The sequence below is a fragment of the Streptomyces sp. GL_140 genome, assembly GCF_057834465.1.
Genome location: NZ_CM174404.1, coordinates 5,100,850 through 5,125,246, shown reverse-complemented (window position 1 = coordinate 5,125,246; position 24,397 = coordinate 5,100,850). Strand labels below are relative to the sequence as shown.

Sequence of the window (24,397 nt, the reverse complement as noted above, 5' to 3'; positions counted from 1 at the left end):
GGAGGCTTTGGGTACCCGCCGGTAACCGGATTTTGCCATTTCCGCCAGTGATCGCTGGCAGGATGGCGGAATTCCGGGGCCCCGGGCCGCCGGGGAGGCGCCCGCGGGCCCGGCCGGAGCCGGAGCCGGCCCGCGGACTCGGCCCGCGGACTCAGCTCTGCCGACTCAGCTCTGCCGACTCAGCCCGCGGAGCCCGGCTGCCAGCCGGTGAGCACGGTGTCGAACTGCGACCGGGTCGCCTGCCAGTCGGCGGCCGGACTCGACATGTACACCGCGTACTCGGTGCCGTCGGGGCCGTAGTACATCTGCTCGATCGCACGCCGGGGCCCGGTGAAAGCCCCGGTCTTCTCCGTCCAGGTGAACTCCCACAGACCGGCCTTGACCTGTCCCCGGAAGGTGTTCTGGTGCAGCGTCACGCGCACGTAGTCGGAGCGCTTCGCCAGCTGCTTCTCCAGGTCCAGCAGGTGCATGTACGGGTTGTCGAACTCCGGCTTCGAGGTGACCGCGAGCCGGATGAAGTGCTTGCCGCCGTCCGGCGTGTAGTCGATCTGGCCGCCGTCCATCCGGCGGGTCCAGCCGTCCGGGACGAAGAGCGAGAAGCCCGCCGGATCCTCGACCTTGTGCCAGCCGGCCGGTACGACGGCCGCCGCCTCGCCCTTGGCGTCATCGGTCCCGGGCGAGCCGGATGCGCTCGCGCTCCTGGCGGGATCCGCGCCGGCTCCGTCCCCGCCCGCGTCCCCGGTGTACTTCAGCACCCCGAACACCCCCGCGCCGCCGAGCAGCGCGGCCACCAGGGCGACGACCGCCGCGCGGCGGACGCGGCCCGCGGCGGGGCCGCCCCGGCCCTGGACCTGGGTCTGACCGTGGGCGTTCACCTGGCCGTGGCCGTGGACCTGGCCGTGGTCCGGGCCGTGACCCTGGGCTACCGGCCCGGTCGCCGGCGGGTGCGACCCGACGGGCAGCTCGGCCGTGTCCGCGGACTCGCCGCGCAGGCGGCCCAGCTCCTCGGAGCCGAGCGCGCGCGTGGGCACGTACTCCTGCGCCGCCTTGGGCTCGCGGCCCTCCATCGCCTCCAGCAGCATCTGCTCCACGTCGGCGGCCGACGGCCGGTGCGCCGGGTCCTTGCGCAGCAGGGCCGTGATGACCGCGGCCAGCGGGCCCGCGTGGGTCGGGGGCGGCAGCTCGTCGTTGACCACGGCCTGGAGGCTGGAGATCGGCGAAGTGCGGCGGAACGGCGACCGGGCCTCGACCGCCGTGTACAGCGTGGCGCCCAGCGCCCACAGGTCGGAAGCCGGGTCCGGGGGCCCGCCCGTGACCCGCTCGGGGGCCAGGTAGTCGATGGAGCCGACGAGTTCGCCGGTGCGCGTGATGGAGGAGTCGCCCTCGATCGCGGCGATCCCGAAGTCCGCGAGCATCACCCGCCCGTCCTTGGCGAGCATGACGTTGCCGGGCTTCACGTCCCGGTGCAGTACGCCGACCGCGTGCGCGGCCCGCAGGGCGCGCAGCACGTGCAGCCCGATCCGGGCCGCCTCCCGGGGCTCGATCCGCCCGGCCGTCTTCGCCGAGTCCGCGAGGGAGGGGCCGTCGATGTACTCCATGACGATCCATGGCCGGTCGTCGTGTTCGAGCACGTCATGGACGGTGACGACGGCCGGATGCTGGATCCGGGCCGCGGCCCGCGCCTCCTTCTGGGTCCGGGCGTGCATGACGTCCCGGTCGGCCTGGGCGACGTAGAGGCCGGCCGTCAGCTCCTTGACGGCGACGGTTCTGTGCAGCAGCTCGTCGTGCGCGCGCCAGACCTTGCCCATGCCGCCCCTGCCGATGGGCTCCACGAGCCGGTACCGGCCCGCGAGCAACGCACCCGCACCTGTCTGCTGTTCCACGAAACCCCGCCGCCGCTCTGTGCACTTCCGGTCAGACTACGGAGCGTGCGGGCGCTGTCGGAACCTCTCGGCGGTGGTGCGGCCGCACTGTGACGCAATCGCCGTACTAATGGCTCGTCAGCCGCCTGATTTGTAACTGGCCGTTGCCTGCTCGAAGGCCTCCGTGACCTTGCCCTCCTGGTCGAGCGGGCCCGTGACCAGGACGATGTGGTACGAACCCCCGAGTGCGACGACGAAGTTGCGGGCCACGACGGACCTGCCGTTGCCGTCGATCCACGTGTACCGGCCGGTGACGCGGAGCTGGTTGCCGACCTTCGTGGAGCGGATGTCGCTGACGCTGGACCAGGTGGAGGAGCGGTACGGAGCCAGCTCGGACTCCTTGTCCTTCTGGTACGTCGCCGGGTCCGGGTTGCCCTCCACCTTGTCCCGGCCGGGGACGACGGTGAGGGCGAAGTCCCCGTCGACGTAGCGCACCTGTCCGGACTCGTTGATTCCACGCCGCTCCCAGCCGTTCGGAACGGTGACCTCGAAGTGCTCGGCGTCCTGCTGGGTGGTGTACCCGGGCGGCGCGGGGGCGTTGGTCTGGGCGGCGGGCTTGGACTCGGGCGGGCTGGTGGAGGGGCGGGGCGCACCGGTACCCGGGCTCTGGCCCTTGCTCGGCGTCGCCCCCGGGCTCTGCGTCGAGGTGGCCGGCGGCTTGACCCCGGCGGCCCGCTGCCCCGCCTGCGGTTCGGCGGAGCGGGGCATGAAGAACATGGCGTAGGCCACGGCCCCGGAGAGCAGCACGAGGATCCCGAGCAGCAGGGAACGCCCCAGCGAGCGCGGCTTGCGGGGGTGTTCGGCGCTGCGGTGGCGGCCGTGCAGATCGGCCCGCCGCCGTACGACGGGCAGCCGCGCGGGATCCGGCTCCGGCATCGGGAGCAGCATCGCGAAGCCGCCGTCGGGCTCGGGCGCGGAGCGCACGAGGGAGCGCAGCCAGCCGCGGAGCTCCTCGAAGTCGGGCCGCTCGGTCGGGTCCTGGCGCAGCAGCGACTCCACGACCGGCCGCAGCGGGCCGCACTCCTCGGCGAAGGCGGGCGGCTCGGCGCAGACCATCTCCACGAGCTCGGCGACGCTGTCCTCCGGGTACGGGGCATGGCCCTGCACGGCCCGGTACAGCAGCGCGCCGAGCCCCCAGAGGTCGGTGGCGGGCCCGACGGGTGCAGCCAGCTGCCACGGCCCGTGCACGGCCTGCGCCTGCTCGGGCGACCACCGCTCGGTGACGGCCCCGACCACGGCCATCCGCGTCTGCCGGGCCCGCTCGGCGGCGAGCCCGCTCCTGGGCCCGCCGCCCCATCCGCCGGAGCCCTGCGCAGGGGCGCTCGCCTGGACCGGGGCCGTCGTGGAGGGCCGGGCCCGGACGTTCTCCTGGTCCGGGGCCGCCGCGGGAGGCCGGGCCGGAGCGCTGCCCTGGGCCTGGGCCGGGACCCGAGCCGGGATGCCGCCGTAACCGTGGGCCTCGTCGGACGGCCGGGGCGGGCCGGGGTGCCCGGGATCGGTGGCACTGTCCGGGGCGTCCGCCTGGCGGTAGCCCTGGGGAAGCGCCAGTTGCACGGGAAGCGCGGGCCGGACCGGCGAGGTCGGCGGCTCCGCCTCCGCCGGGGGCAGGGCCTGGCTGCGCGGGGTGGCACCGTGCCAGGACGCCCCGCTCTGGGGGCCCCCGTACGGGTACGAGTACCCCTGCGGCAGCTTCGACCCCTCCGGCCTGGGCTCCGCCGCGGGCGCCCCGGCCGGCGCGTCGGCCTCCGGCGCGGGCTGCGCACCGGCCCTGCGCTGCTCGGTGATCCGCGCGGCGGCCTGCGCACCGGCCCGGTACGCGGCGATGGCCCCGGCCCGCGCGGCGGCCTTCAGGTCGGGCCGCTCCCCGGCGGCCGCGGGGCCGATGCGGTCGTTGTACCGCGGCCCGGTGTCGTACCCCGGAGCCACGATGGGCGCGTACTCGGCCCTCCCGCCGCTCGCCGCAGCAGCCGCTCCGCCCGAGGTCCCGGCGGCACCCGGCCCCGGGTCGTACCCGGCTCCGGAGCCGTGCCCGCCGCCATACCCGGCCTCGGCCTCGATCCGCCCGGAGTCGTACCCGTACCCGGTCCCCGAACCGACGGCGGCGTCCCGCCCGGAGTCGTACCGGGCGACCTCCCCGGAACCGGCGGCGGCCGGCCCCGGACCCTGTCCGACGGCCTCGCCGGAACCGGCGGCGCCCGCAAGGCCGGAGCCGCCCGGCGCGGAGCCGTACCCGCCGCCCCCCGGGTCAGCCGTGGGCTCTGCGAGGGAGCCCGCACCCGCGAAGCCCTCGGCATCCGGCGACGGGACCGGGTCGTACCCGCACAGCGCGTCCTCCGCGGCCCCCGCCGCCAGCCCGGTCAGGACGACCCGGCCGTCCTCGCAGATCAGGACCGTGCGCGTGGTGATGTTCCGGTGGGTCCAGCCGTGCGCGTGCAGCACCCGCAGCGCGGTCAGCACGTCCGCCGCCACCTCCGCCGCCCGGTACGGGCTGAGCGGTTCCTCGGCGATCAGCGCCGCCAGCGGTCGGGCCGGTACGAGTTCGCTCACTATCCACAGCGACCCGCCCTCCGCGAACACGTCGAAGACCTGGTCCAGGCGGGGATGGTCCGGCACGGACGCCGCCGCCTGCGCCGCCGCGATGGCCCTGCGCACGGCGGGCAGTTCACCCGGGGCCCGCGTGCGGCGCCCCGCGCCGCCGGCGGCCGGGCCGTCCCGCGTGCCGTCCAGCAGCTCCGCGTCCACGACCTCCGGCAACGGCACCTGCCGTACCAGGACTTCCTGCCCGCTGCGCGTGTCGAAGGCCCGGGTCTCTATCAGTTCGTACTCGTCGGACGGCGGCAGCGGCAGACGGTAACGGCCGGCCAGGATCCGGCCCGCATAGTCCTCCACTTCGCCTCCCCCGAGAGCTGTGGACCCGTCCCCGTGGCCCGGCTGCCACGATACGTCGCCCGGGGCGCTCGCGTCCCGGCACTGACAAGGCTCGCGCCCGGGGGCGCGCGTCAGCTCAGCGGCTGGAACGTCTCGAACGCCGTCTTGCGCATCTGCGAGCACTCCGCGGCGTCCCACTGGTCGGCCGCGCAGCTGATCATGATCGCGTAGCCGTGCTTCGCGTCCATCCTGAACCCGCGGTCGAGCACGCGGACCCTGGTGCCCTTCTGGTCCCGCTCGAACTCCCAGTCAGCGACGGTCGGGTAGCCCCGGTAGTCCACCACGTCGATCCGCAGCTGCTTGTAGTTCGTGCTGCTGCCGGCCACGGCCGGAGCCAGCTCCAGCCATGCGGCGCGCGCGTCCTGACCCGGCTTGGCGTTGAAGTCGACCTGGATCCGCGGGAAACCGCCGTCGCGGCTGTATATCACGCCGTCGTTGTCGCCTATCGTGTCGGTCTGCTTGAAGCCCTGGGGCATCGCCATCGCGAAGTGCAGCCCCGGCTCCGTCACCATGGAGTACCCGGCCGGGAGTCCGCCCCCGGAGCCCCCGGGAGTAGCACCCTGTCCCTGACCACTGCTGGTCGTGCCGGTGCCCGTACCGGTACCCGTGCCGGGGCTCGGCGAACCTGAACCGCCGTTGGCCCCGGTGCCCGGCTGCCCGGACTTCGGTGAGGGGGTGGGCGCCGGGGAGGATCCGGCCGCCGGGCTGGACGCGGTGGACGGATTGCCGCCCTTGCCCTCGTTCTTCGCGCCGCCCTTCTCGTCACCGTTGAAGGCGTACGCGATGAGCGAGGCTATGACCGCGAGCACGACGACCAGGCCGGCTATCGCGAGCACGATGGTGCGGCGCGGCATGACGTCGGTGAGCGGCGCCGGGACGGGCGCGGGGCGCGCGGCCGCGGGCTCGACGCCGGTCGTGGCCGTGGCGGTGACGACCGCGGCGGCCTTGCGGGCCGACTTCAGCGCCGCGCGGGCGCGCTCGCGCTGTTCCCGGTCCCGGCGCTCGCGCTCCTTCTTCTCGGCCTTCTCGGCGGCCTTCGCCGCCTTCTCGGCATTCGCCTTGTCCGCGGCCTCCTTGGCCTCGGCGAGGGATATCTGCCGGGTTTCCTCGGCGCTCGGCGCCGCTACGGGGGCCGGCTCCTCCGGCGCTTCGATCACGGCGGTCAGCATCGCCCGCGCGCGGTCGTCGTCGAGCCGGTGGGCGGGGTCCTTGACGAGGAGTCCGTAGATGACCTCGGTCAGCGGACCGGCGTTCTTGGGCGGGTCGACCGGCTCGGTCATGACCGCGGTGAGCGTGGCGAGGGCCGAGCCCTTGTCGTACGGGGGCGTCCCCTCGACCGAGGCGTACAGCAGCCCGCCGAGCGACCACATGTCCGCCGGCGGACCCGGGCGCTGGCCACGGGCCCGCTCGGGTGAGATGTAGGAGGGCGCGCCGACGAGCATGCCGGTGGAGGTGACGGACGGGTCGCCCTCGACCTGGGCGATGCCGAAGTCGGTGAGGATGACGCGGCCGTTGCCGTGGTCGGCGAGGAGCACGTTGGAGGGCTTCACGTCCCGGTGCAGGATGCCCTGGCGGTGCGCGGCGCGCAGCACGTCGAGGACGGCGAGGCCGACTTCGGCGGCTCGCCGGGGGGTGAGGGGACCGTTCTCCCGGATGAACTCGGCGAGGGAGGGGCCCTCGATGAGCTCCATGACGATCCAGGGGCGGCCGTCCTCGTCGACGACGTCGTAGACGGTGACCGCTCCGCCGCTGCGGATCCGCGCGATGGCCTTGGCCTCGCGCAGGGTGCGGGTGATGAGGCGGCGCTTCTCGTCCTCGTCCACGCCGGTGCCGAAGCGGAGTTCCTTGACGGCCACGGTACGGCCGAGGGTCTCGTCCTCGGCGCGCCACACGGTGCCCATGCCGCCCTTGCCGAGGACGTCACCGAGCCGGTAGCGGCCCGCCAGCAGCCGTCCCTCGTCCTGGGGGCCCTGCCCGGCCTTGACCACGGCCGCCTTGACGGCCGCGGCCACCTCGTCGGCCTTGCTCACCGCGGCAGGCTTCGCCACCGGAGCCACAGCCCCACCCGCGGGCTTCGCGTCCTCCGGCTCGGCCTTCTCGGCGGCCTTCTCGGCAGTCTTCGCAGCCGGCTTCGCGGCGCCGGACCGTGCCGCCGGAACGGCAGCCCCACCCACGGCGGGCTTCGCGTCCTGCGGTTCCGCCGCCTTGGCGGCGGCACCCGAAGCACCCACGGCACCCGAAGGCTTCGCGTCCTCGGGCTCGGCCACGGCCGTCTTCGCCACCGGAGCCTTGCGCAACTCCGGCTTCGCCGCAGCGGGCTTCGCGTCCCGCGGCTCCACCAGAGCGGGCTTGGCGTCCCGCGGCTCCGCCGCCCCGCCCGGCTCCGCCCGGTCGGCCGGCTCCGCGTCCTTCGGCTCCGCGTCCTTCGGTTCCGTCTCCCCGGCCGCCGGAGCGGCCTTGGCCGCGGCCCGGCCCGCGCCGCCACGCTTGGCGGCAGGGGGCTTCGGGCCCGCGGGCTTCGCGTCCGCGTGATCGGCTGCCGGAGACACCGGCGATCCCGTCCCGACAGACGGCTCCGGCGACTCGGTGTGCTCCGGCTTCGACATGCGTCCCCTCTGCGATCGTGCCGCCTGCTCCGGTTTTCCCGGCAGTGGCCGGGGTCCCCGGTAACCCGCCCCGGCAGAACCCACATTGTCCCTTACTCCGCCACGGACGGGACCCCCGGGTCCGTGGTTCCCCCCTCCACATTGCGGAGTTACAACGGGACGATGTCCGGCGCCCCCAGCCTCGCGGCGTCCGCCGTCTGGTCATCGGGCTGGCGCTGCGATTCCCGCTCCGCCTGTACCCGCTTTTCGTAGTGTTCCACTTCCTTCTCGATCTGCTGCTTGTCCCAACCCAGCACCGGAGCCATCAACTCCGCGCACTCCCGCGCCGATCTCGTCCCCCGGTCGAAGGTCTCGATCGAGATCCGCGTCCGCCGCGTCAGCACGTCGTCGAGGTGCCGTGCACCCTCGTGCGAGGCCGCGTAGACCACTTCGGCACGGAGGTAGTCGTCGGCGCCCGTCAACGGCTCGCCCAGCGACGCGTCCGCCGCGATCAGCGACAGCAGTTCCTCCGTCAGCGAGCCGTACCGGTTCAACAGGTGTTCCACCCGCACCACGTGGAGCCCGGTCCGAGCCGCGATCCGCGCCCGCCCGTTCCACAGCGCCCGGTACCCCTCCGCCCCGACCAGCGGCACGTCCTCGGTCACGCACGGCGCGACCCGCTGGTCCAGGCCGTGCACGGCCTCGTCCACCGCGTCCTTGGCCATCACCCGGTAGGTCGTGTACTTGCCGCCCGCGACCACCACCAGCCCCGGTACCGGGTGCGCCACCGTGTGCTCGCGCGAGAGCTTGCTCGTCGCGTCCGACTCCCCGGCCAGCAGCGGCCGCAGGCCGGCGTAGACCCCCTGTACGTCGTCCCGGGTGAGTGGCACCGCAAGCACCGAGTTCACGTGCTCCAGCAGGTAGTCGATGTCGGCGCTCGACGCCGCCGGGTGCGCCTTGTCCAGGTCCCAGTCGGTGTCCGTGGTGCCCACGATCCAGTGCCGGCCCCACGGGATGACGAACAGTACGGACTTCTCCGTCCGCAGGATCAGTCCCGTCGAGGAGTGGATCCGGTCCTTCGGGACGACCAGGTGGATGCCCTTCGACGCCCGTACGTGGAACTGTCCGCGCTCCCCGATCAGCGCCTGGGTGTCGTCCGTCCACACCCCCGTCGCATTGACGATCTGCTTCGCGCGGATCTCGTACTCCCCGCCGCCCTCCACGTCCTGCACCCGGGCGCCGACGACCCGCTCGCCCTCGCGCAGGAAGCCGACGACCCTCGCCCGGTTGGCGCACTGCGCCCCGTACGCGGCGGCCGTCCGCACCAGCGTCGCGACGTACCGCGCGTCGTCCATCTGGGCGTCGTAGTACTGCAGGGCGCCCACCAGCGCGTCCTTGCGCAGCGCCGGAGCGATCCGCAGGGCGCGCTTGCGCGAGAGGTGGCGGTGCGTCGGCAGGCCGCGCCCGTGGCCGCTGGAGAGCGACATGGCGTCGTACAGGGCGACCCCCGAGCCTGCGTAGAACCGCTCCCACCCCTTGTGCTGCAACGGGTAGAGGAACGGCACCGGCTTCACCAGGTGCGGGGCCAGGCGTCCCAGCAGCAGGCCGCGCTCCTTCAGCGCCTCCCGCACGAGGCCGAAGTCCAGCATCTCCAGATATCTGAGTCCGCCATGGATGAGCTTGCTGGAGCGGCTGGACGTGCCCGAGGCCCAGTCCCGCGCCTCCACCAGCCCGGTCGCCAGACCGCGGGTCACGGCGTCGAGGGCGGTCCCGGCCCCCACCACGCCCGCGCCGACCACCAGCACGTCCAGCTCCCGCTCGGCCATCGCGGCGAGCGCCTCGGCGCGCTGCGCCGGCCCGAGCGCCCCCGCCCGGCTCCCCATTCCCCCTCCGAACCCCGAACTCGAACTCGAACCCGCGCCCGAACCCACTCCCCTGCCTGCCCCTGCGCCAGCGCCTGCCCCAGTACCCGCGCCGGTCCCTGTCCCTGTCCCTGTCGTGCTCACAGCCGCCTGCCTCCCGTTACGCGGGCCGCCCTGCCCGCCCGATAGGGGTCATCCCACCCGCTGTGGGTGATCCCGCTCACATCGCCCGTTCATGATTCTGGCCGCCGCCACCCACATCAGCCACCGCCTGTGGATAACACGACGGCGACCAACACCCCCTGAATCCGACATATCTGTCATATATACGCCTAGTCTGACATTGCGCCAGCTCTCCTCCTCCATAGGACTTGCGCGCTCCGCCCCCTCATGCATGTCAGGGAAGGGAAGGGACGGCACCCCCATGCCCGCAGATCTCGCCGTCATCGGACTCGGCCATCTCGGTCTCCCGCTCGCCCAGGCAGCCGTGGCCGCCGGGATCGAGACGGTCGGCTACGACAGCGGTCCGGCGACGGACTCCACCCTCACAGCCGCCGAGATCCGCCGCATGTCGGCGGCCGGCTTCCGGGTCACCACCAACCCCGTAGAGCTCGGTCGGGTCCGCACCGCCGTCATCTGCGCCCCCACCCAGCTCGGCGCGGACCGTGCACTCGACCTCACCGCGGTCGGCGAGGCGGGCCGTACGCTCGCCGCCCGGCTGCGCCCCCACACCACCGTGATCCTCGAATCGGCCGCCCACCCGGGCGTCACCGAGGAGTACCTGCGCCCGATCCTCGAATCGGGCTCCCGGCTGCGCGCGGGCCGGGACTTCCATCTGGCCTACTCCCCCAGCCGCCTCGACCCCGGCAACCGCACGCACGGCATCTCCAACACCCCCAAGGTCATCGGCGGCCTCACCCCCGCCTGCACCGAGTCGGCACACGCCTTCTACGCCCGCCTCACCGACAAGGTGGTCCGCGCCCGCGGCCTGCGCGAGGCCGAGACCGTACAGCTCCTCGAAACCAACTACCGGCACGTCAACATCGCCCTCATGAACGAGATGGCGGTCCTGTGCCACGACCTCGGCGTGGACCTGTGGGACGTCATCCGGTGCGCCGAGACCAAGCCGTACGGGTTCCAGGCCTTCCGTCCCGGCCCCGGGGTCGGCGGCCACGGCGTCCCCCTCGACCCCAACTACCTCCCCCACACCACCCGCACCCCGGGCCACCCGCTGCGCATGGTCGGCCTGGCGCAGGAGATCAACAACCGGATGCCGCAGTACGTCATCCAGCGCAGCGCCACCCTGCTCAACGAGCACGGCAAGTCCGCCCGCGGGGCCCGCGTCCTCCTTCTGGGCGTCACCTACAAGCCTGACCTCGCCGACCAGGAGGGCTCCCCGGCCCGCGAGATCGCCAGCCGCCTCCTCGACCTCGGGGCGCTGATCAGCTACCACGATCCGTACATCGGCGGATGGCGCGTCAGGGACCAGCCGGTTCCCCGTGCGGAATCGTTGTACGAGGCCGCGGCCAACGCCGATCTGACGATCCTGCTCCAGCACCACCGCACGTACGACCTCCAAGGACTGGCGGTGAAGGCCCAGTTGCTGCTGGACACCCGCGGAGCCAGCCCGGTGGGCGCCGCGCACCGGCTGTGACCCACCACCGCTGACGGCCCGCGGAGGCCGAAATCCCCTCCTGGGATGTCGTAGCCGACTGCTAGCCTGCGGCGACTTATCTCGCGCATACGTCCCATGCACAGACATGCGGCTTTCCCGTGCGCCCGAAAATCCCTGGGGGGGATTTCTCCATGAGCCAGCAGATCCAGCCGCCCGCGCCCGAATCCGCGACGCCTTCGCCCGCGCCCGACGCCGTCCCGGCGCCCCCGGCCCCGGCCGGCTTCCCGGCCCAGAGCGGCGCCGACTTCCTGGCCCCGGCCCCCGCCCCGGCCCGCACGGGCAACGTGGCCCTCGGCATCGTCGCCGCACTCGTCGCCGCCCTGGCCGCAGCCGCGGCGTACGGCGGCATCATGAACGCCATCGAGCGCGAGATCGGCTACGCGGCGGTCGGCGTCGGCGCCGTCGTCGGCTTCGCCGCGGGCAAGCTCGGCGGCCGCAACCCGGTCCTTCCGGTCGTCGGCGCGATCCTCTCGGTCGTCTCCGTCTTCATCGGCGAGCTGTTCTTCTACGCGCTCGTGCTGGCCGGTACTTCCGGCGCCGGTGTCGGCGACGTGCTGAGCACGGTCGGCGTCTCCGGCCTGGTCGACATCTGGAAGGAGGACGCCGACATCATGAACTTCCTGTTCCTCGCCCTCGGCGCCTTCGCCGGATTCAGCACCGCCAAGAAGATCGGCGACTGAGGCAGCCCCTCGCTCCCCCACCCCGGCAGCCGAGCCCGGAACACCGGGCCGGCCTGCCGCCGGGCCGCACGGCAATTCCGCACGCCGCACCCCCGCCGAGCAGCCACTCCCATGATCGAAAGCCCGGATCAAAACCCTGTCGCCCACAGAGCGGCCGGTCATATGATCCGCGCGTGTCCGCTCACCCCCCGCCCGGCCGGCCCGTGTCCGAACCCGCCGACCGCATCCCCGCCCTCACCGCCCTGCGCACCCACGTCCACCGCCAGGACTGGGACGCCGTCGCCGCGGCCTTCGACGCTCTCACCGACGAGGACGACCGCGCCGTCGCCGCCCGCGCCGTCGGCGACCAGCAGAACGCCGAGGCGTTCCTCAACCGGGCGATGGCCGAGGACCCCGGGGATCCGCTCGTGCGGAGCCTGCTCGCCGAGCGGCTGATCCGGATCGGCTGGGGCATCCGTACCGCCGCCTTCGCCCAGCACCTCCCGTCGGGGAAGGTCCAGCAGTTCCACGGCTACCTGCGGCGCGCCGAGACGCTCCTCATCGACGTCTGCGCCGAGCACCCCCGGTACGCCCTCGCCTGGTACCTGCGCACGACCACCTCCCGCGGCCTCGAACTGGGCATCGGCGAGACCCGGCGCCGTTACGAGCGGCTCGCCGAGCACCACCCGCACCACTACGCGGGCCAGCAGCAGCTCCTCCAGCAGCTCTGCCCCAAATGGGGCGGAACCTGGGAAGCCGCGCACGGTTTCGCCGAGGAATGCTCCAGGGCCGCGGCCCCCGGCAGCCCGAACGGCGCCCTGGTGGCCGTCGCACAGCTGGAGCAGTACCTGGAATCGCACCGCAAGGGGGACCTGCGGGGCGCGGAGAGGTACCTGAAGGCCCCCGAGAACCGGGCGCGCCTGACGGCGGCCGCCGGACACTCCGTGCTCCACCCCGACGCCCGCCCCGACGCGTTCGTCCACACCGACGCCCACAACGCCTTCGCGGCCGCCCACAGCGCGGCCGCCCGGACGGCCGACGCCGCCCCGCACTTCCGATTCCTCGGCGACCGCGCGAGCGAGTTCCCGTGGGGCTACCTCGGCACCGGGGACCACACCGCCGAATTCGCCCGCCACCGCGAGTCCGCCCTGGCAAAGGGCTGAAAGGGCCGAGGACACCAAGATGACCACCGAAGCGCGCCACCCCGACCCCGGGTCCGCCACCGCCGCGGACACGGACGGCATCGTCACCACCACGGTGAACGGCATCCGCACCGTCCTCGCCCCCCGCCCCGGCCCGCTGGCCGCCGGGCTGCTCTTCCGGGTCGGCAGCGCCGACGAGACCCTGGCCACCAGCGGCATCACCCACCTCGTCGAACACCTCGCCCTGCACCACCACGGCCTGGGCGACCTGCACTACAACGGCGCCACCGCCACCGCTCACACCCACTTCCACGTCACCGGCTCCCCGGCGGACGTGGTCGAGTACCTGGGCGGCGTCTGCGCCGCCCTGCGCGACCTGCCCATGGAACGGCTGGAGACCGAGAAAGAGATCCTGCGCACCGAGGCCGCCGGCCGCGGCCGCGGAGTGGGCCAGGATTCGGCCCTGTGGCGCTACGGAGCGGACTCCTACGGGCTCGTCGCCTACCGTGAGTTCGGCCTCTACAAGATCACCGAGCACGAGGTGCGCGACTGGGCGCGGACCTGGTTCACCAGGGAGAACGCCGTCCTGTGGATCGCCGGCGACACCGACCTCGAAGAGCTCGGCCTCGACCTCGACCTCCCCTCCGGCGAATGGCGCCCCGCGCCCGCGGCCACCTCCGCCCTGCCCAGGACGCCCGCCTACTTCCACGGCGAGGACGGCGGCGGCGTCTGCCTGTCCGCCGTAGTGCCCCGCTCCACCGAAGCGACCCTGTTCGCCGGGGTGCTGAGCAAGGAGCTCTTCCGCGAACTGCGCCAGAAGGGCGGGTACTCCTACACCGCGGCCGCCGACTACGCCATGCGCGACGCGGACCACGGAGTCGTCCTCGCGTACGCGGACTCGCTGCCCGAGAAGCAGGACGCGCTGGTCGGCGCCTTCGTGGACGTCTTCGCGAAGCTCCGCGCCGGCCGCGTCGAGCAGTCCGACCTGGACGCCGTACGGGCCTCCGCGCTGGCCCGGTTCGAGGTCCCCGACCTCGCCGCGGCCTGGCTGCCCGGTCGCGCCGTGGACCTGCTGCTGCGCCGCGACCACCTCACCACCGCCCAGGCCCGGGCGGAGATCGAAGCGGTCACCACCGCGGACCTGCGGGAGGTGGCACGCGCCGTCTGGGCGGACGCCCTGATGCAGGTGCCCGACCGGGGTGTCGACTGGGCGGGGCTGACCGCCGCGCCCCGGCAGTCGGCGGACCTCGTCGACGGGCGCCACCATCCGGCGCTGGCGAACGAAGCGGCGTACCTGATCGTGGGCACCGAAGGCATCAGCGCGGTCACGCCGCACGGCCGGGCCACCGTCCGGTACGCCGACTGCGTGCTGCTGCGGACCTTCCCGGACGGAGCCCGGCACCTGGTCGGCAAGGACGGGATCTCGTTCGCCCTCGAACCCACCCTCTACAGGATCGGCCGGTCCGACCTGGCCGTGGTGGATGCCTCCGTGCCCCCGTCGGCGGTGGTCGCGATGGGGCCCCGCGACCCCTCCCTGATCCCGCGGCCGACCAAGCCGAACCTCGCCGGATCCTGGCGCGACCCGCGCTCCGGGCTGGTCACCGCCGCGATCTGGGGACTGGGCGCCCTCTCCGTCGCGATGGCCGTCGTCACGTGGCTGCTGGCCTTCCGCGCGACCGACCGGTCGATTCCCCCCGGCGACCAGGACTGGCGTGCGGTCAAGGTCACCGCTCTGATGACCGTGGCCTGCGCCGCCGGCTTCGTCACCCAACTGCGCCGCCGCGGCGGTCCCTCCCCCGCGACGGCCCGAGGAGCATCGTGATCACCGAAACCACCGTGGACGGCGTCCGCGCGCTCCTCGCCCACCAGCCCGGCCCCGTCACCGCGGGGCTGCTCTTCCGCGTCGGCCGCGCCGACGAGACCCTCGCCACCAGCGGCATCACCCGCCTCGTGGAGCGCCTCGCGCTGCACCGGTCCGGCCCGGGGGACCCGCCGGACGAGGACACCTCTGCGCCCGCCGCCACGTTCACCCACTTCCGGATCACCGGCACCCCCGCCGAGGTGGTGGCCCACCTCAACGCCGTCTGCGCCTCCCTGCGCGACCTCCCGACGGAGCGGCTCGAGGTCGCCCGGGAGATCCTGCGCACCGAGGCGGCGGAGCGCGCCCCCGACCACGGGGCACGCTCCGCCCAGTGGCGCTACGGCTCCCGCGGCCACGGCCTCACCGGCTACGCCGAGGCCGGGCTCGCGCACCTCACCGCCGAGCAGGTGCGCGACTGGGCCCGTACCCGCTTCACCGCGGGCAACGCCGTCCTGTGGATCACCGCCGGCTCCGTCCCCGAGGGCCTCGACCTCGCCCTCCCCGCCGGCGACCTCCACCCCGCGCCCGGGGCCACCTCGGCCCTGCCCGCCCTGCCCGCCCATTTCCCGGGCGAGGACGGCTCCGTGGTGCTGACCTCCGTACTGCCGCGCTCCACCGCCGCGCGCCTGCTCACGGAGGTCCTCGGCAGGCGGTTGCCGCAGGAACTGCGCCACACGGGCGGCTACGCGTACGCCACGACGGTGGAGTACCGCCCGCGCGACGCCGACAGCGCGACGGTCGTCGCCCACGCGGGCGCGCTCCCGCAGCACCGGGACGCGACGGCCGGCGCCTTCGTGGACCTACTGGCCCGCCTGCGGGACAGCCCGGTGGACCCGGCCGACCTGGAGGCCGTACGGGCCCGCGCGCTCGCGCGCCTCGAAGCCCCCGGGCTGGTCCGCTCCCGGCTCCCGGCCCTGGCGGCGGACCTGTTGCTGCGCCGCCGCCACCGCACCCTCGCCGAGGAGCGGGCCGAGATCGAGGCGGTCACCGGCGACGCCCTGCGCGAGGCCGCGCGCGCCCTGTGGGCCGGCGCCCTGGTGCGGGCGCCCCGCGGAAGCCTGGACGGTGCGGGGCTCGCGGCCGCGCCCACCGACTCCGAAGAGGTCCTCTCCGGGCGGGCGTACCCGGCCGTGGCGGAGCCCGGCGCGACCCTCACCGTGGCCCGCGAAGGGGTCACCCTGGTCACGGCACGGAGCCGGATCACCGTCCGCTACGCCGAGTGCTCCCTGATGCAGGTCTACCCGGACGGGGGCCGCCACCTGGTCGGCCACGACGGATTCACGCTCACCGTCGAGCCCTCGCGCTTCGGGATCACCCGGGCCGATCTGGCCCCGCTCGACGAGGCCGTAGCACCCTCCGCGGTCCTCGCGATGCCGCCCCGCACCCCGCGCCCCACCGCCGTGCGGACCCCCGCCCCGGAGCTCTCCCCCCGACCCGACACGTGGTTCACCGTCCTGCTGTGGGTGCTCGGCGTCCCCGGGATCGTCACCGGCGCGTCGGTGCTCCTCCTCGGCATCGCCATGGGCGACGAGCACTCGAAGATCGCCCCGGACAACGCCTGGTTCCTCTTCAAGTGGCTGATCGTCGCGGGCGTCTCCCTGGTCCCCTGGACCATCTGCCTCAACCGCCGCCTGAAGGGCAAGAACTGACCGACTGACATCACTGAGCAATTCCACCCACTTCGCCCCGAATATGGCTCTGAGCAGGTACGACGTAATCCGATACGTCGCCGAACGGAGATCAAATTCCCTGTCGCAACGAAGCAAAACGATCATATGATCCGCCCGTGCCCGCCACCCGGCCGCCCGATCGGCCCCTCCTCGACCCCACCCTCGCCGTCCCGGCCCTCGCGCCGCTGCGCGCGGCAACCCTCGCCGGGGACTGGGACTACCTCGTCACCGCCTTCGAGGCCGTCCCCGACGAGGACGACCGGGCCCTCGCCTCCCAGGTCGTCGCCGAGACGCCCGGGAGCGAGGAGTTCCTGGGGCTGACCGCCGAGCGGCTGCCGCACGATCCGCTGGCCGCGACCCTGTACGCCCACCGGCTCCTGGCCATGGGCTGGCAGGTCCGGACCGGCGAGCGCGCCCAGTTCGTGACGGCCGGCCGGATGCGGGAGTTCCAGTCCCAGCTGCGGCTCGCCGAGGGCCTGCTCATCGAGGTCTGCGCCCGGCACCCCGAGTACGCCCTCGCCTGGTACCTCCGGCTGAACACCGCACGCGGCCTCGAACTCGGCGCCGCCGAAACCCGCCGCCGCTACGACCGGCTCACCGAACACCACCCCGGCCACTTCCGCGGGCAGCTGCAGCTGCTCCAGCGGCTCTGCCCCAAGTGGGGCGGCAGCTGGGAGGCCGCCCAGGAATTCGCGGACGCGTGCGCGGCGCAGGCCCCGCCCGGCTCCCCCGCCGCCGTCCTCGGCGCCGTCGTCCAGCTGGAGCGGTGGCACGAACTCATCCACACGGAGCACGACGAGGCCGAGGACTACGTCGAGGACACCGCGCAGCACGCCGCGCTGACGCGGGCCGCGGCCGCGTCCGTCCTGCACCCGGACTTCGACTCCGGGCGGCTCCACGCCATCGAGTGCCACGGCGTCTTCGCCGCCCTGCACTCCTTGGCGGGCCGCCCGCAGGACGCGGTCCCGCACTTCCGCGCCCTCGGCAACCGGCTGAGCGCCTTCCCGTGGGAGTACGTCGACAGCGACCCGGTCGCCGAATTCTCCCGCCACCGCAAGCTCGCCCTGCCGAAGGGCTGAGGAGCACCATGATCACCGAGACCTCCGTGGACGGCGTACGCACCGTCCTCGCCCCCCGCCCCGGCCCGGTCACCGCCGGCCTGTTCTTCCGGGTGGGACGTGCCGACGAGACCCTGGCCACCAGCGGTATCACCCATCTCGTCGAACATCTCGCCCTGCACCGGCACGGCCTGGGCGACCTGCACTACAACGGCGCCACCGCCCCCACCCACACCCACTTCCACGTCACCGGCACGCCCGCGGACATCACGGAGTACCTGAGCGGCGTCTGCGCCGCCCTGCGCGACCTCCCCATGGGACGGCTGGAGACCGAGAAGGAGATCCTGCGCACCGAGGCCGCCGGCAAGAGCAGCGGCCCGGCCCACTCCGCGGCCCTGTGGCGCTACGGCGCCCGGTCGTACGGACTGACGGGCTACGAGGAGGCGGGCCTGACCGGCCTGACCGAGGAGGCCGTGCGCGATTGGGCCGCCGAGTGGTTCACCCGCGAGAACGCCGTCCTGTGGATCACCAGCGACACGGTCCCGGAGGGACTCGACCTCACCCTCCCCTCGGGCACCGCCCGCCCGGCCCCTGCCGCCACCTCGGTGCTGCCGCAGACCCCCGCCCACTTCCCGGGGAAGGACGGCGCGGTGGTCCTGACCGCCGTAGTGCGCCGCTCCACCGCGGCCTCGCTCTTCGCCGACGTCCTCGGCAAGGAGCTGTTCCGCTCCCTGCGGCAGAAGGGCGGCTACTCCTACACGGCGACGGCCGACTACTCGGTGCGTGACGGCGAGTTCGCGACGCTCACCGCCTTCGCCGACGCACTGCCCGAGAAGCAGGACGCGGCGGTCGGCGCCCTCGTCGACGTCCTCGCCACCCTGCGGGTCGGCCGGATCGCCCAGGCCGACCTGGACGCCGTACGGGCCACCGCGCTCACCCGGTTCGACATCCCGGACGTGGAGGCGGCGCTGCTGCCCGACCGCGCCCGCAACCTCCTCCTGGGCCACCCGAACCTGACGGCGCGCGAGACCAGGGCCGAGATCGAGGCCGTCACCGTGGAGGACCTGCGCCAGGTCGCCGTCGAGGTGTGGGCCGACGCCCTGGTGCAGGCGCCCGGCGGGTCCCTGGAGTGGGCGGGACTCGCGCTCGCACCGCACGATTCCACCGACCTCGTGGACGGCCGCCGCTTCCCGTTGCGCACCGACGAACTCGTCGCACTGGTGGTCTCCGAGGAGGGCATCAGCCTGGTCACCACCGACCGGCGGCTCACGATCCACTACGAGGACTGCGTCCTGATGCAGGTCTACGCGGACGGCGGGCGCTGCCTCGTCGGCGGCGACGGCTTCACCTTCACCGTCGAGCCCACCCTGTTCAAGATCACCGAGGCCGATCTGTCCCCGCTCGACGCCAAGGTGCCCGCCGCGGCCGTGGTGCGGCTGCCGGCCCGCGCCCCCGGGCAGATCCCGCGGCCGTCCAACCGGGTCGAGCTCTCGGCCCTCGCCCCCTACATCGGGCTCTGGGGGATGCTCTCCCTGCTCACCGTCCTGATCACCCTCGCGGCCCTCCAGGGGGAGCTCCAGGCCAACGGCCCCGCCGGGGCCGACTGGACCCTGGTCGGCGGCTTCGGCGCACTGGCGGTCCTCTGCACCGTCCCGACGGTGCGCACCCTGCTCAACATGCGCGCCTTCAAGCGCCAGGGCTGACCCCCGACACGCCGGAGGGCCGGCACCCCTCGTGGGGTGCCGGCCCTCCGGCGTGCGTGCGTGGGAACGGTCAGCGGCTGTGCTGCGAGTCCGCGATCGTGACCTCGACCCGCTGGAACTCCTTGAGCTCGCTGTAGCCGGTGGTGGCCATCGAGCGGCGCAGCGCGCCGAAGATGTTCATCGAGCCGTCCGGGGAGTGCGACGGGCCGGTGAGGATCTCCTCGGTGGTGCCGACCGTGCCGAGGTCGACCTTCTTGCCGCGCGGCACGTCCTCGTGGACGGCCTCCATGCCCCAGTGGTTGCCCTTGCCGGGCGCGTCCGTGGCACGGGCCAGCGGGGAGCCCATCATCACGGCGTCGGCGCCGCAGGCGACGGCCTTGGGGATGTCGCCGGACCAGCCGACGCCGCCGTCGGCGATGACGTGCACGTAGCGGCCGCCGGACTCGTCCATGTAGTCGCGGCGGGCCGCGGCCACGTCGGCGACGGCGGTGGCCATCGGGACCTGGATGCCGAGCACGTTGCGCGTGGTGTGCGCGGCGCCGCCGCCGAAGCCGACCAGGACGCCGGCCGCGCCGGTGCGCATCAGGTGCAGGGCCGCGGTGTAGGTGGCGCAGCCGCCCACGATGACCGGGACGTCGAGCTCGTAGATGAACTGCTTGAGGTTCAGCGGCTCGGCGGCGCCGGAGACGTGCTCCGCCGACACCGTGGTGCCGCGGATCACGAAGATGTCCACGCCCGCGTCGACGACGGCCTTGGAGAACTCGGCCGTGCGCTGCGGGGAGAGCGCGGCGGCGGTGACGACACCGGAGTCGCGCACCTCCTTGATGCGCTGCCGGATCAGGTCCGCCTGGATCGGGGCCGAGTAGATCTCCTGGAGACGACGGGTCGCGGAGGCCTCGTCGAGCTCCGCGATCTCGTCGAGCAGCGGCTGCGGGTCCTCGTACCGGGTCCACAGACCTTCGAGGTTCAGCACGCCGAGGCCGCCGAGCTCGCCGATGCGGATGGCGGTCTGCGGGGAGACGACCGAGTCCATGGGAGCGGCCAGGAACGGGAGCTCGAAGCGGTAGGCGTCGATCTGCCAGGCGATCGAGACCTCCTTCGGGTCCCGGGTCCGGCGGCTGGGGACGATGGCGATGTCATCGAACGCGTACGCCCGGCGGCCGCGCTTGCCGCGCCCGATCTCGATCTCAGTCACGTGTGGTGGCCTTTCCTCTGGGTCTGCCCGTCCAGTATCCCCGAACCCCGGGCGCTCGCGTTCCGGTGACCGCTGTACGGACGACCCCGACGCTTCGAGGGGCCGGGCACGGCGAAGGGGCGGGCCCGTGCGGGCCCGCCCCTTATGCGCTGTCCGGATCAGCCCTTGCGGCTGTAGTTCGGTGCTTCCACCGTCATCTGGATGTCGTGCGGGTGGCTCTCCTTGAGACCCGCCGACGTGATGCGGACGAAGCGGCCGCGGTCCTGGAGCTCGGGAACCGTGCGGCCGCCGACGTAGAACATCGACTGGCGCAGGCCGCCGACGAGCTGGTGCACGACCGCGGAGAGCGGGCCGCGGTAGGGGACCTGGCCCTCGATGCCCTCGGGGATGAGCTTGTCGTCGCCGCCCACGCCCTCCTGGAAGTAGCGGTCCTTGGAGAAGGACTTGCGGTCGCCGCGGGACTGCATCGCGCCGAGCGAGCCCATGCCGCGGTACGACTTGAACTGCTTGCCGTTGATGAAGAGCAGCTCGCCCGGGGACTCCTCGCAGCCCGCGAGCAGCGAGCCGAGCATCACCGTGTCGGCGCCCGCGACCAGGGCCTTCGCGATGTCGCCGGAGTACTGCAGGCCACCGTCGCCGATGACCGGGACGCCGGCCGCCTTGGCCGCCAGCGAGGCCTCGTAGATCGCGGTGACCTGCGGGACGCCGATGCCGGCGACGACGCGGGTGGTGCAGATCGAGCCGGGGCCGACGCCGACCTTGATGCCGTCGCAGCCGGCGTCGATGAGCGCCTGGGCACCGTCGCGGGTGGCGATGTTGCCGCCGATGACGTCGACCGTCGAGTTCGACTTGATCTTGGAGACCATGTCGCCGACGAGGCGGGAGTGGCCGTGGGCGGTGTCGACGACGATGAAGTCGGCGCCCGCCTCGATCAGGGCCTGGGCGCGCTCGTACGCGTCGCCCGCGACGCCGACGGCCGCGCCGACGAGCAGCCGGCCGTCCTTGTCCTTGGCGGCGTTCGGGTACTTCTCGGCCTTGACGAAGTCCTTGACCGTGATGAGGCCCTTGAGGATGCCGGAGTCGTCGACGAGCGGCAGCTTCTCGATCTTGTGGCGGCGCAGCAGCTCCATGGCGTCGACGCCGGTGATGCCGACCTTGCCCGTGACCAGCGGCATCGGGGTCATGACCTCGCGCACCTGGCGGCTGCGGTCCGACTCGAAGGCCATGTCGCGGTTGGTGACGATGCCGAGCAGCTTGCCGGCCGGGTCGGTGACCGGGACGCCGGAGATGCGGAACTTCGCGCAGAGCTCGTCGGCCTCGCGCAGCGTCGCGTCCGGGTGCACCGTGATCGGGTCCGTGACCATGCCGGACTCGGAGCGCTTGACCAGGTCGACCTGGTTGGCCTGGTCGACGATGGAGAGGTTGCGGTGCAGAACGCCGACGCCGCCCTGGCGGGCCATCGCGATGGCCATCCGGGCCTCGGTGACCTTGTCCATGGCGGCGGAGAGCAGCGGGACGTTCACTCGGACGTTGCGGGAGATCAGGGAGGAGGTGTCGATCGCGTCCGGCGACATGTCCGAGGAGCCAGGCAGCAGCAGCACGTCGTCATACGTGAGGCCGAGTGTGGCGAATTTGTCGGGCACTCCGTCGGCGTTCACAGTCATGACACCTTCCCATATGGTCTTGCTCGGCGCGGATGTCCATGCTAACGGGATCCCGACGCGTCTCATTCCACGACCAAGGCCAAGCCCAAGGTTCGTTGTTTCCTACGAGGAGAGATCCGGACGAACCGGCGGCAAGGCCCTGATCGTTACGCCGATCGGGCCAACGGCCGACTTACTGCTCGGCGAGCGCGCGGAGCCGGCTGAGCGCCCGGTGCTGGGCCACTCGCACCGCCCCGGGGGACATCCCGAGCATCTGCCCGGTCTCCTCGGCGGTCAGCCCGACGGCGACGCGCAGCACGAGGAGCTCGCGCTGGTTCTCCGGAAGGTTGGCCAGCAGCTTCTTCGCCCAGGCCGCGTCGCTGCTCAGCAGGGCGCGCTCCTCCGGACCGAGCGAGTCGTCGGGGCGCTCCGGCATCTCGTCGGAGGGCACGGCCGTGCTGCCGGGGTGGCGCATGGCGGCCCGCTGCAGATCGGCGACCTTGTGCGCGGCGATGGCGAAGACGAAGGCCTCGAAGGGGCGCCCGGTGTCCCGGTAGCGCGGCAGGGCCATCAGGACGGCGACGCAGACTTCCTGCGCCAGGTCCTCCACGAAGTGACGAGCGTCACCGGGAAGTCGCGAGAGCCGGGTACGGCAGTAGCGGATGGCCAGGGGGTGCACGAAGGCCAGGAGGTCGTGCGTGGCCTGCTCGTCGCCCTCGACCGCACGGCGTACGAGCGCGGTGACGGTGCCGTCACCGCCACCCCTGGCGGCCCCGGAGGAGCCGGTGGCCGCGGGGGACCCCTGGGCCTCGTCGTCGCGCATCAATCCATGGTGCCTTGGCGCCGGAGTATTCGTGGCACTGCGGCCCGTGTTGTGCATCGAAGCGTTATGCGGGGTGGGTGTACCGGAACTCATGCCCTGGCCCTCCCCTCCCGCTCGGCCGAATCGTCCCCGAGGCGACATCTCCAAGGATGCGCCACACCCTCAAGCATGCGGCATCGCGCACGAAGCGACACGTCCCCCGGATTGTGCCCCGCCAATCCCGGGTTCGCACCAGGGTTCGACGGGACGGACGGCGGGACTCGTCCGGCCCTGGCGGGCCGGTCGTCCCGGCCGCGGCGCCGCCGGCCGGTGAGGGCCGGCGGTCGTGCGGTCAGCGGACCAGACCCCAGCGGAATCCGAGGGCCACGGCGTGCGCCCGGTCCGAGGCGCCCAGCTTCTTGAACAGCCGGCGGGCGTGCGTCTTGACCGTGTCCTCGGAGAGGAAGAGCTCGCGCCCGATCTCCGCGTTGGACCGGCCGTGGCTCATGCCTTCCAGTACCTGGATCTCGCGCGCGGTGAGCGTGGGCGCGGCGCCCATCTCGGCCGAGCGGAGCCGGCGCGGGGCCAGCCTCCAGGTCGGGTCGGCGAGGGCCTGGGTGACCGTGGCCCGCAGTTCGGCGCGCGAGGCGTCCTTGTGCAGGTAGCCCCGGGCGCCGGCGGCGACCGCGAGGGCCACCCCGTCCAGGTCTTCGGCGACCGTCAGCATGATGATGCGGGCACCGGGGTCGGCCGAGAGCAGCCGGCGAACCGTCTCCACACCGCCGAGTCCGGGCATCCGAACATCCATCAGAATCAGATCGGAACGGTCGGCACCCCAGCGGCGGAGGACTTCCTCGCCGTTGGCAGCCGTCGTCACACGCTCGACGCCGGGCACGGTGGCAACCGCGCGACGGAGCGCCTCTCGGGCAAGCGGGGAGTCGTCGCAGACGAGGACGGATGTCATGACCGCCCTCCGCAGCTGCTGATGCGCGTCACCTTGAGCCTCCAGGCTGGTACGTATCGTCACCTGTGCGGTCGATGCTCCCGGACACCTGTCCGAGAACTTCTTGGTTCAACCGCCTTCGCACTCTCAACGATGGTCACTCGAAAGAGTTACGGGTCGGACGGACACCTTCGGCACTCTACGTGAGGAAGCGAACACAAGGCGGACGCCACTCTCCGCGTGTCCTCCAGATGACGGTATGCCCTATTTGGCGGCTTTCCTTCCGTTTGGCGCATGTCTGAGGCTAGATTCCCAATGAGTCATATTTACATCTACTACGACAGTAGGTGTGGAGACATGGACCGTATCCGCCTCAGTACCGGCACCAAGAGGACTACCAATGGCAGATTTCTCCCGCCTCCCCGGACCGAACGCCGACCTCTGGGACTGGCAGCTGCTGGCTGCCTGCCGCGGGGTCGACAGCTCCCTCTTCTTCCACCCGGAAGGCGAGCGGGGTGCGGCCAGGAGCGCGCGCGAGGCCTCGGCTAAAGAGGTCTGCATGCGATGCCCGGTGCGTTCGGAATGCGCCGCGCACGCACTAGCCGTCCGCGAGCCCTACGGGGTGTGGGGCGGCTTGACCGAGGACGAACGCGAAGAGCTGATGGGCCGCGCACGCCATCGCCTGATCCCCGCGACAACTGCGATCCCGACCGCGATCGGACCGATCGCTCCGAGCTGATCAGGTCCCG

The 24,397-nt window shown here is 73.0% G+C and carries 16 protein-coding genes; 8 read left to right on the top strand and 8 right to left on the bottom strand.

Annotated features, from left to right (window positions below; all coding sequences use genetic code 11):
* Nucleotides 1-179: 179 nt before the first annotated feature.
* From AC3IYJ_RS23900 to AC3IYJ_RS23885, 4 genes are all read right to left on the bottom strand, one after another.
* The gene (locus tag AC3IYJ_RS23900) at nucleotides 180-1,883 is read right to left on the bottom strand and encodes a serine/threonine-protein kinase (protein WP_489396789.1); all 1,704 of its coding nucleotides are present in this window, start codon (nucleotides 1,881-1,883) and stop codon (nucleotides 180-182) included.
* Nucleotides 1,884-2,000: 117 nt separating this feature from the next.
* Nucleotides 2,001-4,811, bottom strand: coding sequence for a protein kinase (locus tag AC3IYJ_RS23895; protein WP_489396788.1), 2,811 nt, complete (start codon nucleotides 4,809-4,811; stop codon nucleotides 2,001-2,003).
* 110 nt (nucleotides 4,812-4,921) lie between these two features.
* Complete coding sequence (locus AC3IYJ_RS23890) at nucleotides 4,922-7,399, bottom strand: serine/threonine-protein kinase (RefSeq protein ID WP_489396787.1); 2,478 nt, start codon at nucleotides 7,397-7,399, stop codon at nucleotides 4,922-4,924.
* A gap of 206 nt (nucleotides 7,400-7,605) precedes the next feature.
* Nucleotides 7,606-9,318 (bottom strand): glycerol-3-phosphate dehydrogenase/oxidase, encoded by a 1,713-nt coding sequence (locus AC3IYJ_RS23885; protein WP_489396786.1) that lies wholly within the window; start codon nucleotides 9,316-9,318, stop codon nucleotides 7,606-7,608.
* A gap of 403 nt (nucleotides 9,319-9,721) precedes the next feature.
* Here AC3IYJ_RS23885 and AC3IYJ_RS23880 point away from each other — a divergent pair, with 403 nt between their 5' ends.
* The 7 genes from AC3IYJ_RS23880 (at nucleotide 9,722) to AC3IYJ_RS23850 (ending at nucleotide 19,065) form a co-directional block, all read left to right on the top strand.
* Nucleotides 9,722-10,951 carry a nucleotide sugar dehydrogenase gene (locus AC3IYJ_RS23880; protein WP_489396785.1) on the top strand — a complete coding sequence of 410 codons (1,230 nt, stop codon included), beginning with the start codon at nucleotides 9,722-9,724 and terminating at the stop codon, nucleotides 10,949-10,951.
* 152 nt (nucleotides 10,952-11,103) lie between these two features.
* Complete coding sequence (locus AC3IYJ_RS23875) at nucleotides 11,104-11,652, top strand: hypothetical protein (RefSeq protein WP_489396784.1); 549 nt, start codon at nucleotides 11,104-11,106, stop codon at nucleotides 11,650-11,652.
* Nucleotides 11,653-11,825: 173 nt separating this feature from the next.
* On the top strand, nucleotides 11,826-12,794 hold the full coding sequence (locus tag AC3IYJ_RS23870; RefSeq protein ID WP_489396783.1) for a hypothetical protein: 969 nt from the start codon (nucleotides 11,826-11,828) through the stop codon (nucleotides 12,792-12,794).
* Between the two features lie 19 nt (nucleotides 12,795-12,813).
* Nucleotides 12,814-14,595: a M16 family metallopeptidase gene (locus AC3IYJ_RS23865; RefSeq protein ID WP_489396782.1), complete on the top strand. Its 1,782-nt coding sequence runs from the start codon at nucleotides 12,814-12,816 to the stop codon at nucleotides 14,593-14,595.
* Nucleotides 14,592-16,283, top strand: coding sequence for a M16 family metallopeptidase (locus AC3IYJ_RS23860; protein ID WP_489396781.1), 1,692 nt, complete (start codon nucleotides 14,592-14,594; stop codon nucleotides 16,281-16,283). The genes AC3IYJ_RS23865 and AC3IYJ_RS23860 overlap by 4 nt, the downstream gene beginning before the upstream one ends.
* A 137-nt stretch (nucleotides 16,284-16,420) precedes the next feature.
* The gene (locus AC3IYJ_RS23855; protein WP_489396780.1) at nucleotides 16,421-17,383 is read left to right on the top strand and encodes a hypothetical protein; all 963 of its coding nucleotides are present in this window, start codon (nucleotides 16,421-16,423) and stop codon (nucleotides 17,381-17,383) included.
* 8 nt (nucleotides 17,384-17,391) lie between these two features.
* Nucleotides 17,392-19,065: a M16 family metallopeptidase gene (locus tag AC3IYJ_RS23850; RefSeq protein ID WP_489396779.1), complete on the top strand. Its 1,674-nt coding sequence runs from the start codon at nucleotides 17,392-17,394 to the stop codon at nucleotides 19,063-19,065.
* Nucleotides 19,066-19,135: 70 nt separating this feature from the next.
* On the opposite strand, the gene AC3IYJ_RS23845 is transcribed toward AC3IYJ_RS23850, so the two are convergent.
* The 4 genes from AC3IYJ_RS23845 to AC3IYJ_RS23830 all read right to left on the bottom strand — a co-directional run bounded on the left by AC3IYJ_RS23845 (nucleotide 19,136) and on the right by AC3IYJ_RS23830 (nucleotide 23,669).
* On the bottom strand, nucleotides 19,136-20,260 hold the full coding sequence (locus AC3IYJ_RS23845) for a GuaB3 family IMP dehydrogenase-related protein (protein WP_254382458.1): 1,125 nt from the start codon (nucleotides 20,258-20,260) through the stop codon (nucleotides 19,136-19,138).
* 158 nt (nucleotides 20,261-20,418) lie between these two features.
* A complete protein-coding gene (guaB, locus tag AC3IYJ_RS23840; protein ID WP_489396778.1) occupies nucleotides 20,419-21,924 on the bottom strand; it encodes an IMP dehydrogenase in 1,506 nt (501 codons plus the stop codon).
* A gap of 172 nt (nucleotides 21,925-22,096) precedes the next feature.
* Nucleotides 22,097-22,726: a sigma-70 family RNA polymerase sigma factor gene (locus tag AC3IYJ_RS23835; protein ID WP_489396777.1), complete on the bottom strand. Its 630-nt coding sequence runs from the start codon at nucleotides 22,724-22,726 to the stop codon at nucleotides 22,097-22,099.
* A 331-nt stretch (nucleotides 22,727-23,057) separates the two neighbouring features.
* Nucleotides 23,058-23,669 (bottom strand): response regulator transcription factor, encoded by a 612-nt coding sequence (locus AC3IYJ_RS23830; protein ID WP_003948568.1) that lies wholly within the window; start codon nucleotides 23,667-23,669, stop codon nucleotides 23,058-23,060.
* Between the two features lie 379 nt (nucleotides 23,670-24,048).
* Between AC3IYJ_RS23830 and AC3IYJ_RS23825 the strand changes: the two genes are divergently transcribed.
* Nucleotides 24,049-24,387: a WhiB family transcriptional regulator gene (locus AC3IYJ_RS23825; protein WP_489396776.1), complete on the top strand. Its 339-nt coding sequence runs from the start codon at nucleotides 24,049-24,051 to the stop codon at nucleotides 24,385-24,387.
* Nucleotides 24,388-24,397 lie beyond the last annotated feature (10 nt).